We start from the raw sequence: 13,335 nt of genomic DNA on the forward strand, positions 1-13,335 counted from the left end.
CATCCTCCTCAAACTGATAGACCTCAATTTGAGCTTACGAGGAGGGTGGGCAGCCACGACCAGCGCGGGCAAAATAGGCCTCCGGCTGCAAACCAGATGCTGACCAAACACTTGACGAAAAGCTTGACCGAAAATGCGCACCACAACAAAACAGCAGGTAGACATAGACAGCCAACCCGCCCTTTTGAGCCAGATGCCCGCAGCCACCACAGAAACAACAGGTGGCCACAGCCAAAGAAGTCGACAAATGAACACCCGTACGTCGGCAAACGAGCAAATCGATCGCAAAGAGTGTCCCCAACGACCAGACAAAAAATGACCAGTCATTGGGGATGCTCTTAAATGACTACTTTACAGCTCCAGCGCATCGGCGACTTCGGCTGCGCAGGCCAGGGCATCGGCCATGGCGTTCACCACGAGCGAGCTGCCGTTGCGAGCATCACCGGCAACATACACCGGCGCGGCATCCGCGGCAACGCCGTCGACACGGGCCGCAAGGTGCGAGCCCTCGGCAGCCATCACCGGCAGCGGACGGCCAGCGGCGGCAACAGGCACGCCGGCAGCGTCGAACACGCTGTGCTCCGGGCCCGTAAAGCCGCAGGCAATGAGCACCAGCTGGGCCGGCACCTCGTGCTCAGAGCCCGCGATGCGCTCGGGCTTTCCCGCCGACCAGTCCAGATCGACCACGCGCAGGCCCGCAGCCGCACCCTTCTTGTCCAGCAGCACCTCGAGGGTATCCACGCCCCAGGCACGCATCTCGCCACCCATCGCAGCGATAGCCTCTTGCTGGCCGTAGTCGGTCTTCTTAACGTTGGGCCACTGCGGCCAGGGGTTGCTCGCCGCGCGCTTATCGGTCGCAGCCGGCAAGAACTCAAACTGGCGCACGCTGCGCGCGCCCTGACGCACGGCGGTACCCACGCAGTCGTTGCCGGTATCGCCACCGCCAATGACCGCAACGTCCAGGCCGCGTGCATCGATGGCAGGCTCGCCGCCATCGAGCACCGAGACGGTCGAAGCCGTCAGGTAGTCCACCGCGTACACCACGCCGGGCGCGTCAATATTCTCAGCAGCCAGTCCACGCGGAGCACGAGCGCCGGCAGCCACCACGACGGCGTCAAAGCCATTGAGCTTGGCCGCCACCGCAGGGTTCGTAACGTCAGCACCCAGCTCGAACACAATGCCCAGCTCACGCATAAGTGCCACGCGACGCTCGACCACAGACTTCTCGAGCTTCATGTTGGGAATGCCGTACATGAGCAGACCGCCCGGGCGGTCGTCGCGCTCAAACACCGTCACGCGGGCGCCGCGACGCGCAAGCTCCCATGCAGCCACCAGACCAGCCGGGCCGGAACCAACCACGGCAACCGTGGGTGCGCCCTCCCCTGCCGGCTCAAAGCGACGCGGGCCGCCGTTGGCCCACTCATGGTCGCTGATCGCACGCTCGTTGTCGTGAATCGTCGTGGGCTGGCCGTCGACCGAGCCCAGGTTGCACGCGGCCTCGCACAGTGCCGGGCACACGCGACTCGTAAACTCAGGCATGGGCGAGGTGAGCGACAGACGCTCGGCAGCCTCGTCCCAGCGGCCGCGGTACACCAGCTCATTCCACTCGGGAATCAGGTTGTGCAGCGGGCAGCCGCTCGGGCGTGCCTTGCCAAAGCTCGCGCCCATCTGACAAAACGCCACACCGCACATCATGCAACGGCTCGCCTGGGCACGACGTGCGTCGTCGTCGAGCTCCACGTACAGCGGATCGAAATCGCGGCTGCGCTCCTCCACGGGGCGAAGCTCGTGGGCCACGCGATCGATATCAAGAAAAGCACCGGGCTTACCCATGGCACTTACGCCTCCTTCTTGGTCGAAGCAACAGAGCTGGCGGCGGCGGGCACAGCACCCGCAGCATCGAAGCGAGCAACATCCGCGTCACTCGCGCGACCGGTCACGATGTCAAACGCCAGCTCCTCGGCCTGCGCATGCGTCTTGCCGGCAGCCTCGCCCGCGGCGACAATCGCCAGCACGCGCTCATACTCGGTCGGAATGACCTTCACAAAGTGCTTACTCATCGTCTCAAAGCTGTAGAGCAGCTTGATGCCGCGTGGGCTCTGTGTCGCGTCCACGTGCTCCTGGATGAGCTCGCGAATCTGCGCCAGCTCGCCGGCCGTCGGGGCCTTGAGCTCAACGCTCTCGTGGTTCACGCGGGCATCGAGCGTGCCGTACTGGTCAAAGACATAGGCCACGCCGCCCGTCATACCGGCGGCAAAGTTCTGCCCGACCTCGCCCAGGATGAGCGCCAGGCCGCCCGTCATGTACTCACAGCCGTGGTTGCCGCAGCCCTCGACCACCACGGTGGCACCGGAGTTACGCACGCCAAAGCGCTGACCTGCCAGGCCGTTAATAAAGCCGCGGCCGCTCGTGGCACCAAAGAACGCCACGTTGCCCACGATAATGTTCTCGTCGAACTTGTAGGTCGCATGCGGGTTGGGGCGCACAGACACCTCGCCGCCCGAAAGGCCCTTGCCAAAGTAATCGTTGGCGTCGCCGCACACGTTGAGCGTAATGCCGCGCGGCAGGAAGGCGCCAAAGCTCTGACCGGCCGAACCGTCGCAGTCGATGGTGATGGAGCCGGCGGGCAGGCCCTCGGGATGTGCTTTGGTCACCGCATTGCCCAAGATGGTGCCCACGCAGCGGTTAACGTTGGCGATGTCGGCATGGAAGCGAATCGGGCGCAGGTGCGCACGGGCATCGGCCGTGTAGGGCACGAACAGCGTGGAGTCGAGCGTCTTGTTGAGCTCCCTGTCGGCAGCCATCTGCGGCAGGAAGTGGCGACCGTCGGCACCCGGAATATGGGCACCGAACTCGCAGGTCGCGCTTGCCAGCACGGGCGACAGATCCAGCAGGTTAGCCTTGCGGTTGCCCGGGACCTCGATCTGGCGCAAGCACTCGGGATGGCCGACCATCTCGTCGACGGTGCGGAAGCCCAGGCTCGCCATGACCTCGCGCAGCTGCTCGGCAACAAAGAGCATAAAGTGCTCGACATGCTCGGGCTTGCCGCGGAAGCCGCGACGCAGGCGACAGTTTTGCGTCGCGATGCCGGCGGGGCAGGTATCCTGCTGGCAGTCGCGCTGCATGAAGCAGCCCATCGAGATGAGCGGCATGGTCGCAAAGCCAAACTCCTCGGCGCCCAGCAGGCAGGCGACGGCAACATCGGTGCCGTCCATGAGCTTGCCGTCGGCCTCGAGCACCACGCGTGAGCGCAGGCCGTTTTGCAGCAACGTCTGCTGGGCCTCGGCAAGGCCAAGCTCCAACGGCAGTCCCGCATGCCAGATAGAGTCGCGCGCAGCGGCACCCGAGCCGCCGTTGTGGCCACTGATCAAGATCTTGTCGGCAGCACCCTTGGCCACACCGGTGGCGATGGTGCCGACGCCGGCCTCGCTGACCAGCTTGACCGACACGCGCGCGCCGGGGTTGGCGTTCTTAAGGTCGAAGATGAGCTCGGCTAGGTCTTCGATAGAGTAGATGTCGTGATGCGGCGGAGGCGAGATCAGGCCGATGCCGGGCGTGGACTGACGGACCTCGGCGATCCAGGGGTAGACCTTCTTGCCGGGGAGGTGTCCGCCCTCGCCGGGCTTGGCGCCCTGGGCCATCTTGACCTGAATCTCGAAGGCGCTGCACAGGTAGCGGCTCGTCACGCCAAAGCGCGCACTTGCCACCTGCTTGATCGCGGAGTTCTTTGAGTCACCGTTGGCCAGCGGGGTCTCGCGACGCGGGTCCTCACCGCCCTCGCCGGAGTTGGAACGGCCGTGCAGGCGGTTCATGGCGATGGCCATGCACTCGTGTGCTTCCTTACTGATGGAGCCATACGACATGGCGCCAGTGTTAAAGCGGCGGACAATGTTGAACGCGGGCTCGACCTCGTCGAGTGCCACCGGGGTACGGCCGCTGGCATTAAAGTCCAGCAGGTCGCGCAGGCGCACGGCACGGCCGGTACGGTGCAGGCGGGCGCTGTACTCCTTAAAGGTGTCGTAGCTGTCCTCACGGCAGGCGGTCTGCAGCAAGTAGACAGTCTGCGGATCGATCAGGTGATCCTCGCCACCGAGCGGGCGCCACTTGGTCAGACCCAGCGTGGGCAGCTGATCGGGAGCCGGGCTCTTAAGGATAGCGAGCGCGGCGTCGTAGCGCTCGTTTTGCTCGCGCTCAACGTCCTCAACACCCATACCGCCCACACGGCTCACCGTGCCGACGAAGTACGCGTTGACGAACTCCGGCGTAAAGCCCACAGCCTCGAAGATCTGCGCCGAATGGTAGCTCTGCACCGTGGAGATGCCCATCTTGGACATGATGGAGACGATACCGGCGGTCGCAGCCTTGTTGTAGTTGGCGATGCCCTGCTCGGCCGTCACGTCCAGGTCGCCGCGTGCCGCCAGATCGCGGATGCACGCATGTGCGTTGTACGGATAGATGCCGCTCGCGGAGTAGCCCACCAGTGCCGCAAAGTCATGCGGGGACACGGCGTCGCCGCACTCCACCACGATGTCGGCAAAGGTACGCACGCCGGCGCGGATCAGGTGGTTGTGCACGCAGCCCACAGCGAGCAGCGACGGCACGGGCACCTCGCCCGCAGCGGCACGATCGCTCAACACCACGATGTTCACGCCGTCGCGGACCGCAGCCTCAACGTCCTCAGCAAGCTGCTTGAGCGCAGCCTGCAGCGCGCCCTCGCCGGCATCGCGGCGGTACACGGCACGGAAACGGCGGGTCTTAAAGCCCACGCGGTCGATGGCGCAGATGCGGTCGAACTCCTCCTCGTTGAGCAACGGGCGCTCCAAGCGAACCAGCTGGCAGGCCGTACGGGAATCCTCGAGCAGGTTACCGTGGTTACCCAGGTAGAGCGTGGTCGAGGTGACCATATGCTCGCGAAGGGCGTCGATAGGCGGGTTCGTGACCTGGGCGAACAGCTGATAGAAGTAGTCAAAGAACGAACGCGTCTTCTTGGACAGGCAGGCCAGCGGTGCGTCGATGCCCATCGAGGCGAGCGGGGCCTTGCCCTGCTGGGCCATGGGACGCACGACCTCGTCGACGTCATCCCAGTGGTAGCCGAGCTTGGCCATGCGCACGGCGGCGGGCAACTCGGCGTCCTCGGCAGGCGTTGCCGCAACGGGCTCATCGAGCGCGTCAACGGTCAGCGTCTCCTCGGCAATCCAATCGCGGTAGGGCTTTTCCTTGGCGTAACGGGCGCGCAGCTCGTCGTTGTAGATGACACGCCCGCGGGCAAAATCGACCTCGAGCATCTGGCCCGGCCCCAAGCAGCCGCTCGTCAGGATGTTCTCGGGGCTCACCTCGATGGTGCCCACCTCGCTTGCCAGCATAAAGCGACCGTCGCGCGTCACGTAGTAGCGAGCCGGGCGCAGGCCGTTACGGTCGAGGGCGGCACCCAGCGTGCGACCGTCGGTAAAGGCGATGGCCGCCGGGCCATCCCACGGCTCCATGAGCATGGACTGGTAAGCGTCGTAGGCGCGGCGCTCCTCACTCAGGCTGTCGTTGTGGTCCCACGGCTCGGGCAGCAACATGGACGCGGCGCGCGTAAGCGGACGGCCGTTCATGACCAAAAACTCGAGCACGTTGTCCAAAATCGCAGAGTCGGAACCCTCGCGGTTGATGATGGGCATCACGCGCTCAAGATCGTGCTGCAACACGGGGCTGTACAGGTTGGGTTCGCGGGCGCGAATCCAGTTGACGTTGCCCTTGAGGGTGTTGATTTCGCCGTTGTGGATGATAAAGCGGTTGGGGTGCGCGCGCTCCCAGCTGGGCGTGGTGTTGGTGGAGTAGCGCGAATGGACGAGCGCCACGGCCGTCTTGACGGCGGCGTCGTTGAGATCGATGAAGAAGCGGCGCATCTGCGTGGCGACCAGCATACCCTTGTACACGATGGTGCGCGAACTCATGGAGCACACGTAGAAGATCTTGTCGCGCAGGGCAAACTCGGCGTCGGCCTTCTTCTCGATGGTGCGGCGGCACACGTACAGGCGACGCTCGAAGGCATCTCCGGCGGGCGTGTCGTCCGGACGGCCCAGGAAGGCCTGCAGGATAGTAGGCATGCAGGCGCGGGCCGTCTCGCCCAGGTCGTGCGGGTCGACCGGCACCTCGCGCCAAAAGAGCAGCGGCACGCCGGCCTCGGCGCAGCCCTCCTCAAACACGCGGCGGGCATCCTCTACGCCCTTGTCGTCCTGCGGGAAGAACAGCATGGCCACGCCATAGTCGCCCTCTGCCGGCAGAATCTGGCCGCACTTTTGAGCCTCTTTACGAAAAAAGTGATGCGGAACCTGGAACAGGATGCCAGCGCCATCGCCGGTGTTCTTCTCGAGGCCTGTGCCGCCGCGGTGCTCCAAGTTGACCAGAATGGACAGCGCGTCGTCCAGAATCTGGTGATGGCGCTCACCGTTGATATCGGCAAGCGCGCCGATGCCACATGCATCGTGGTCGAATTCGGGGCGATAAAGGCCCTGCTGCTGAGCGGAATCTGCCTGCATCGCGATCCTCCCCTAGATATGAGACAGTCAGTTGACTAGGCATACTAGGAGCATCGCCGGCCCGCTGTGTTTCCCGCCCGTTTCGAAACAATCGCGTAACGCGCGACCTGCGAGTGGGTGCCGCCGAGCTCAAGGGCGACAACAAGGGCCCCAGGTTCGGCCTGTAAGCTCACCGCTTCAAACATCTCAATCTGTAACAGGAGGAGCCGATTTTGGCGCCTAGATGTTACAGATTGAGATTTTCTGCGGGACGGTTTTGGTTTGTCTCGATCTGTAACACGAAGGGCCGGTTTTGGCGGCAAACTGTTACAGATCGAGACATTCCATAGGACCATTTCTTCCTGTCTCGATCTGTAACAGCTAGGCCCAATTTCCATCCCTAGTTGTTACAGATCGAGACATTTCGGCAGCCCCCCTTTCACCATCCCATTCAAATACAAAAATCTTGTTAGTCTTGGTTAACTCTTAAGCCTAAAACGGGTATCCTTTGCGGCGTCAAGCAAACGGCACGCACACCGTGCCAGATCAAGGAGGCCCCTATGGCGCACCAAGCAGACCGACAGACGATGCAACTCGTCCTTATCCGTCACGGAGAGTCCGAGTGGAACAAACTCAACCTGTTCACCGGCTGGACCGATGTTGAGCTCACTGACACGGGTCGCGAAGAAGCCGCAGCAGGCGGCCGCGCCCTCAAAGAAGCCGGTTTCGACTTTGACGTCTGCTACACTTCGCGCCTCAAGCGCGCGATCCACACCCTCGACATCGTGCTCGGCCAAATGGATCGCGAGTGGCTGCCCGTCATCAAATCCTGGAAGCTCAACGAGCGCCACTACGGCGCGTTGCAGGGTCTCAACAAGGCCGATGCCGCGGCAGAGCACGGCGACGAGCAGGTGCTCATCTGGCGCCGCTCCTTCGATATCTGCCCGCCGGCACTCGAGCCGAACGACGCGCGCGATTCCCACACCCAGGAGCAATACCGCGACGTCGCAGCCGATCAGCTGCCCTATACCGAGTGCCTCAAGGACACGATCGCCCGCGCCTGGCCTTATTTCGAAGACGAGATTCGCCCCCAGATGCTCGCCGGCAAGCGCGTGCTCATCGCCGCACACGGCAACTCCCTGCGCTCACTCGTCATGAAGTTCGAGCACCTCACGCCCCAGGAAATCCTCAAGGTCAACATCCCCACTGGCGTGCCGCTCGTCTACACCTTCGACACCGGTTTCAACGTCCTCGACAAGCGCTACATCGGCGACCCGGCGACCATCGCCGCCAAGATCGACGCCGTGGCCAATCAGGGCAAAGCACACAAGTAGCCCCAACCCAAATCCGACGCGTGGCGCCGCACGGCCCAGATACGACGCCACGCCGCCCATACGCAGGAGCGCACCATGCTCAACCATCTCAAACAACACTTTGGTTCCCGGCGCACCGGCGGTCACGGAGGCCTAGACATTGCGCGGCATATCGGCCCCGGGCTGCTCGTGACCGTCGGCTTTATCGACCCGGGCAACTGGGCCTCCAATATGGCCGCGGGCTCGCAGTTTGGCTACGCGCTGCTGTGGATCGTCACGCTGTCCACGATTATGCTCATTGTGCTGCAGCACAACGCGGCACACCTGGGTATCGCCACGGGCGCCTGTCTTGCCGAGGCCACGACACGTTACCTCCCCCGCTTCGTTGGACGCACGGTACTCGCCAGTGCCTATCTCGCGACTGTCGCCACCGCCATGGCCGAAGTTCTGGGTGGCGCGATTGCCCTTCAGATGCTCTTTGGGCTGCCCGTGCGCGCGGGCTGCGTCATCGTGGCGGCAGTATCGATGGCGATGCTCATGACGAGCTCCTACAAGCGCGCCGAACGCTGGATCATCGCCTTCGTCGGCGTGGTAGGACTCTCGTTTTTGGCCGAGCTTGCACTGGTCAAGGTCGACTGGCCGCAAGCCGCCGCAAGCTGGATCACGCCCAGTATGCCCACTGGCTCTGCCGCGATTATCGTGAGTGTCCTGGGTGCGGTTGTTATGCCACACAACCTCTTCCTGCACTCCGAGGTCATCCAATCCATGCACTTCGAAGGCCAAGGCGAGCAGGTTATAGAAGAGCGTCTGCGCTACGAGCTCTTCGACACGCTCTTTTCGATGGGCGTGGGCTGGGCAATCAACTCGGCCATGGTCATCCTGGCCGCAACGACCTTCTTTGCGCACGGCATGGTCGTAGACGACCTCGCCGTCGCGGCGGCCACGCTCTCCCCCATTCTGGGTCCGGCGAGCTCGACCATCTTTGCGGTAGCGCTGCTGTTCGCGGGCCTCTCGAGTAGTGTGACGGCGGGCATGGCGGCGGGCACCATCACCGCGGGCATGTTCGACGAGGAATACGACATCCACGACCGACACTCATCGGTTGGCGTGGCACTCTGCTTTGCCGGCGCAGTTGTTGCCTGCCTGGTCGTCAAAAATCCCTTTGAGGGCCTCATCTGGAGCCAGGCGCTGCTGTCGCTTCAGCTGCCGATCACGGTCTTTGTGCTCATACGACTCACCAGCTCACGCCGCGTCATGGGTAAATACGCCAACTCGCGCCCGCTCAACGCGCTGCTCGTAGGGATCGGTGTCGTCGTAACGGCGCTCGACGCCGTGCTGTTGACCGGGATGTAACGAGGCCGCATGCACACCCAGGCAAACGTCTCGATCTGTAACATCTAGACCCGCTTTTGATGTCTAGGTGTTACAGATCGAGATTATTCCGAGGGACAGCTCCGTTTGTCTCAATCTGTAACACGTAGACCCCGTTTTCACTGCTAGATGTTACAGATTGAGATCTTCTGCCGGACGGTTTTGGTTTGTCTTGATCTGTAACAAGTGGACCCAATTTCCGCGCCCAGATGTTACAGATCGAGATATTTCTTCAGCCCCAACCTTTTGTCTCGATCTGTAACAAGTAGACCCGTTTTGAGCCGCCGCATGTTACAGATTGAGACAAACGGTCGGCCGACTCACAACAGACAGGATCGGCTAACAGCAGCCGTGATCCCTTGGGGACGGAGGAAAAGGGCCCCGGCCGGGATGACCGACCGGGGCCCTTGGACAGAGCTCTGTATGGCTAATCGCCGTGTGTCTACGAGTTACTCCTCGACGAGCTCAAACTGATCGGGACCGACGCCGCACACCGGGCACACATAATCCTCGGGCAGCTCGGGCGTATCGACCTCAACCTCGTAACCGCAAACGACGCACACGAACTTATACGTCTTCTTCTCCTCAGCCATGATGTTCTCCTCTCGAACGTGACTGGTGATGTACTTCGTTTAGTAGTATAGATTCTCAATAATATAATGCAAGTATTTTTAAAACATTTCTAGCCTTGATACGAGGACGCCTTCGGAGGCGTCTTGCCCTTCAGGACCTTATGGTAGTAATTGTAGGTGAGTGGCGTCTCGCCGCTCAGACGCTCGGCATCCTCAACCTCGCCGACAAACAGCAGATGCGTGCCCACGTCCACGGTGTCGATCAGACGGCAGCTAAACAGCGCTGCCGCATGCTCGGGAACATAGGGCATACCCAGTGCGGTCTCGCGCGTCTCGTACTTGGCAAATTTGTCATAGTCGTTGCTGGTGCGGAATCCAAAGTTGCCAATGTAGAGCATATCGGCCGTCTGATCGACCACGGTCAGCGCGAAGGCCTTGGCAGACGCAATAACGCCAGACGTGACGTTTTCCTTGTTCACGGCAACCGAGATGCGCGGCGGCGCGGACGTCACCTGCACCGCCGTGTTGATAACGCAGCCGGCACGCAGCCCGTCGGCCGCGGCACTCACCACATACAGGCCGCTCGGCATCGTAAAGAACGCAGTTTTGTCCATAACGATCACTCCCCTAACCCAGGTTGGAACCTCATGGATGTATGTACCCACAAAAAAGGCGACGCCCATACCGAACGCCGCCTTTGAGACATATGTGTCAGAACAGTAAGCAAGATGGAACGCCCGCAGTTGCGGTGAAATAGGGACTGAATAGCCCCCCAAACAGTCCGTATTCCACCGCAACTTATGAAGGGCGTCAGCGATTACGCTCCTTAAGCGCGCGGTCGATCTCGCGTTGGACATCACGCTTGGCCATGTCCTCGCGCTTGTCGTAGAGCTTTTTGCCTCGGCCTAGGCCCAGCAGCAGCTTTACGCGGCCGTCGGTATTAAAGTAGAGCTCCAACGGAACCAGCGCATAACCACGGTTGCGAAGTTTGCCGTCAAGAAAGTCGATCTCCTTGCGGTGCAGCAGCAGACGGCGCCGACGGTCGGGATCGCGATTCCACACGCCACCATGGCTATAAGGGTGGATATGCAGGCCGACGAGCCAGCACTCCCCGCCACGAATCAGTGCAAAGGTATCGGTAATCTGGCACGCGCGCTCGCGAATCGACTTGACCTCGGTACCGCTCAGCTCAATACCGCACTCAAACGTCTCATCGATAAAGTACTCGTGATGTGCCGAGCGATTCTTGGAAATGAGCTTGCGCTCGCGCTTACTGGGCATCGCCGACCTCCTTGGCGCCATCGGCGTTTGAGCCCGCAGCCTCGCGCTTTGCCTTGCGCTCGGCATTGAGCTCGGCATCGCTCTCGCGCACCAGCTTGATAATCGCCGCGCATGCCTCCTCGCCCACCAGGTCGCGGGCACGGACCGTCAGACGCGTAGCCTCCTGCTTGTCGCCGTCGCTTGCAGCATCGGTCGCGCACATGATCAGGCAGATGGCGATCTCGGCCGAAGGCGAGGTCGGCACGCCCTGCAGGGCGAGCTCACCCATCACATGGTCGTCACTCTCGTCCGCGGCATCCGGATAGGTGGTATGGATCTTGTTGAGCAGGCGCGTCGTATGCGCATCATTGGGCGCCAGGCGCAGCGCCAGACGCGCGCAGCCCACGGCAGCCGAAATGTTCTCGGTCTCGGGCTCCAAGAAGTACTGACCCAAATTGGTGTAGGCGCGTGCGGCGCACTTACCGTCGCTCGCGCGCTCCAGCACCGAGAACGAGAGCGATGCCCACTCCTGCTTGTCCTCGAGCGCGCGGAACAGCTCGGCCAAGTCCAAGCGATAGTTGCAGTTCATGGGATCCCAACGCACGGCCTGCATCAGGGCATTCCGAGCACTCACATAATCCTGCTGGCGAATGTAGGCAAACGCCATGTCGGAGTACAGGCGGTCAAAGGAAACCTCGACCTGCACCAGCTCGCGCGGATCCTTCTCCACGCGGCGATAGGCCAGGCGCTCAAACTTGCTGTCGAAGCTAAAGTACTGGCGCTTCTCCTCCGTCTTGCACTCAGCGTCGATATACTCCTCGGCGAGCTCCACCAGACGCTCAAGCAGCGGCGTCGCCGTAGCCAGGTCGCCCTGCGCCAGATAGTTCTCGGCATACGTGATGTCTTCCAAGCTGATAGGCAGGTCCATGACAACTCCTCGGTCCGGGCGGCAGACTCAACGCGCGCCTTAAATATCGGTCAATACACAAAACCCGGGTCTCTTACGAGGCCCGGGCGTTCAATTTTGGTAGCCCGTACCAGATTCGAACTGGTGATCTCCGCCTTGAGAGGGCGGCGTCCTAAACCGCTAGACGAACGGGCCATATGTAGCAAATGCAATGGCTGGGATGGAGGGAGTCGAACCCCCATTGACGGAACCAGAATCCGCTGTCCTGCCATTAGACGACATCCCAATGACTGCATCGCTGCGCTCGGCTGTGCCTTTGCGCAAGAAAGAAATATACGGGAAGTCCCGCCGTGACGCAAGCCCTAATTTTGACTTTTTTGAAATTCAGTCAAATACGGCCGACACGTGAAGGACCTGTGAAGCACCAGCGACACGTACGGCGCCAAAGCCCGTAAAACATACCACATCTACCGCTGGTAGATTACAACAATGCAGCACTCACGGCTGATGGCACAATCAAACCGTCATCATTACACGGATATCGAGGCGCCATGGACGAAGAGCTTGATTACCTATGGGAGACCCTGGGCCTCGAGATCACTGCTGACCTTTGGCCCGAACGGGACAAAATCCATCCCACCCTGCGCCCCGCCATCACGGTGATGCAGGCAAAATACCGCCGTGCATCCTTTTTGATCATGCGGATGTCATGGCACGCGGGACTCCCCGACCTTAAGCGAATCCAGGCAAGCCTCGTCGAGCTGTCCGGTATGCCGACTGTCATATCCGAGGCGCACCTGGAGCAGCGCCAACGCGAGCGACTGCAACAGCAGCGGATTCCCTTTATCTGCCCCGGTGTTCAGGCATATCTGCCCTTTATGGACGAGGAGTACTGGAGCGGCAAGCCCAACAAGCACGTAAAGGTCTACGGTCCGCACGAATGGGCACAGCTCAAGGATTGAGCCGAGCGAGCCCTCCGATGGAAAACACGTCCCACCCCGAGCGCTCAAAACGGGTCGCACTTTCCGCAGCCGCTACAGCAGCGCCTCGGTCCAAGCTGCTTCCCTAAAGCCGGGAATCGCAAAGTCGTCGCCCACCAACAGCGGACGCTTGACCAGCATGCCGTCGGTCGCCAGCAGCTCGTAGCACTCCCGATCCGTCATGCCCGCATCTAGACGCGCCTTCAGGCCCAGCTCTCGATATTTCATGCCCGACGAATTAAAGAAGCGCCGCACCGGCAGTCCCGAACGAGCAATCCAGGTCGCAAGCTCATCAGCCGTGGGATTGTCCAAAACGATATCGCGGTCGATATACTCTACCCCGTGTTCGTCCAGCCATGCCTTGGCCTTCTTACAGGTCGAGCACTTGGGATATTCAACAAACAGTACGGTCATGGGAATCCTCCGAAT

Annotated in this window: 10 protein-coding genes and 2 tRNA genes; 3 read left to right on the forward strand and 9 right to left on the reverse strand. The window is 61.6% G+C overall.

Going from position 1 to position 13,335, the window contains the following annotated elements; translation table 11 throughout:
- Positions 1–351 precede the first annotated feature (351 nt).
- Both AAAV21_RS03770 and gltB read right to left on the reverse strand, forming a co-directional pair.
- Complete coding sequence (locus AAAV21_RS03770; protein WP_349107600.1) at positions 352–1,833, reverse strand: glutamate synthase subunit beta; 1,482 nt, start codon at positions 1,831–1,833, stop codon at positions 352–354.
- Between the two features lie 5 nt (positions 1,834–1,838).
- Positions 1,839–6,524: a glutamate synthase large subunit gene (gene gltB / locus AAAV21_RS03775; RefSeq protein ID WP_349107602.1), complete on the reverse strand. Its 4,686-nt coding sequence runs from the start codon at positions 6,522–6,524 to the stop codon at positions 1,839–1,841.
- Positions 6,525–7,063: 539 nt separating this feature from the next.
- Between gltB and gpmA the strand changes: the two genes are divergently transcribed.
- Both gpmA and AAAV21_RS03785 read left to right on the forward strand, forming a co-directional pair.
- Positions 7,064–7,837 carry a 2,3-diphosphoglycerate-dependent phosphoglycerate mutase gene (gpmA, locus tag AAAV21_RS03780; RefSeq protein ID WP_349107604.1) on the forward strand — a complete coding sequence of 258 codons (774 nt, stop codon included), beginning with the start codon at positions 7,064–7,066 and terminating at the stop codon, positions 7,835–7,837.
- A 75-nt stretch (positions 7,838–7,912) separates the two neighbouring features.
- Positions 7,913–9,169, forward strand: coding sequence for an Nramp family divalent metal transporter (locus AAAV21_RS03785; protein ID WP_349107606.1), 1,257 nt, complete (start codon positions 7,913–7,915; stop codon positions 9,167–9,169).
- Positions 9,170–9,636: 467 nt separating this feature from the next.
- On the opposite strand, the gene AAAV21_RS03790 is transcribed toward AAAV21_RS03785, so the two are convergent.
- From AAAV21_RS03790 to AAAV21_RS03815, 6 genes are all read right to left on the reverse strand, one after another.
- Positions 9,637–9,780 carry a rubredoxin-like domain-containing protein gene (locus tag AAAV21_RS03790; protein WP_055251878.1) on the reverse strand — a complete coding sequence of 48 codons (144 nt, stop codon included), beginning with the start codon at positions 9,778–9,780 and terminating at the stop codon, positions 9,637–9,639.
- Between the two features lie 89 nt (positions 9,781–9,869).
- On the reverse strand, positions 9,870–10,373 hold the full coding sequence (locus AAAV21_RS03795) for a flavin reductase family protein (RefSeq protein WP_349107607.1): 504 nt from the start codon (positions 10,371–10,373) through the stop codon (positions 9,870–9,872).
- 196 nt (positions 10,374–10,569) lie between these two features.
- Entirely contained in the window at positions 10,570–11,040 is a 471-nt protein-coding gene (gene smpB, locus AAAV21_RS03800; RefSeq protein WP_006235325.1) for an SsrA-binding protein SmpB, read from the reverse strand.
- A complete protein-coding gene (locus AAAV21_RS03805) occupies positions 11,030–11,947 on the reverse strand; it encodes a hypothetical protein (RefSeq protein WP_349107610.1) in 918 nt (305 codons plus the stop codon). The genes smpB and AAAV21_RS03805 overlap by 11 nt, the downstream gene beginning before the upstream one ends.
- Positions 11,948–12,044: 97 nt before the next feature.
- Positions 12,045–12,121: transfer RNA gene (locus AAAV21_RS03810), tRNA-Glu, on the reverse strand.
- Between the two features lie 17 nt (positions 12,122–12,138).
- A tRNA-Gln gene (locus tag AAAV21_RS03815) sits at positions 12,139–12,212 on the reverse strand.
- A 265-nt stretch (positions 12,213–12,477) separates the two neighbouring features.
- Here AAAV21_RS03815 and AAAV21_RS03820 point away from each other — a divergent pair.
- Positions 12,478–12,888, forward strand: coding sequence for a hypothetical protein (locus tag AAAV21_RS03820; RefSeq protein WP_117629499.1), 411 nt, complete (start codon positions 12,478–12,480; stop codon positions 12,886–12,888).
- 72 nt (positions 12,889–12,960) lie between these two features.
- Here AAAV21_RS03820 and AAAV21_RS03825 read toward each other — a convergent pair whose 3' ends face one another.
- Positions 12,961–13,320 (reverse strand): arsenate reductase family protein, encoded by a 360-nt coding sequence (locus AAAV21_RS03825; RefSeq protein WP_117583016.1) that lies wholly within the window; start codon positions 13,318–13,320, stop codon positions 12,961–12,963.
- Positions 13,321–13,335 lie beyond the last annotated feature (15 nt).

Origin of the sequence: Collinsella sp. CLA-AA-H302, from assembly GCF_040093305.1 — a bacterium.
Classification (GTDB): Bacteria; Actinomycetota; Coriobacteriia; order Coriobacteriales; family Coriobacteriaceae; genus Collinsella.

Coding starts and splice junctions, on each gene's coding strand:
- AAAV21_RS03770 (WP_349107600.1), bottom strand. CDS start 1,833: ATGGGTAAGCCCGGTGCTTTTCTTGATATCGATCGCGTGGCCCACGAG.
- gltB (WP_349107602.1), bottom strand. CDS start 6,524: ATGCAGGCAGATTCCGCTCAGCAGCAGGGCCTTTATCGCCCCGAATTC.
- gpmA (WP_349107604.1), top strand. CDS start 7,064: ATGGCGCACCAAGCAGACCGACAGACGATGCAACTCGTCCTTATCCGT.
- AAAV21_RS03785 (WP_349107606.1), top strand. CDS start 7,913: ATGCTCAACCATCTCAAACAACACTTTGGTTCCCGGCGCACCGGCGGT.
- AAAV21_RS03790 (WP_055251878.1), bottom strand. CDS start 9,780: ATGGCTGAGGAGAAGAAGACGTATAAGTTCGTGTGCGTCGTTTGCGGT.
- AAAV21_RS03795 (WP_349107607.1), bottom strand. CDS start 10,373: ATGGACAAAACTGCGTTCTTTACGATGCCGAGCGGCCTGTATGTGGTG.
- smpB (WP_006235325.1), bottom strand. CDS start 11,040: ATGCCCAGTAAGCGCGAGCGCAAGCTCATTTCCAAGAATCGCTCGGCA.
- AAAV21_RS03805 (WP_349107610.1), bottom strand. CDS start 11,947: ATGGACCTGCCTATCAGCTTGGAAGACATCACGTATGCCGAGAACTAT.
- AAAV21_RS03820 (WP_117629499.1), top strand. CDS start 12,478: ATGGACGAAGAGCTTGATTACCTATGGGAGACCCTGGGCCTCGAGATC.
- AAAV21_RS03825 (WP_117583016.1), bottom strand. CDS start 13,320: ATGACCGTACTGTTTGTTGAATATCCCAAGTGCTCGACCTGTAAGAAG.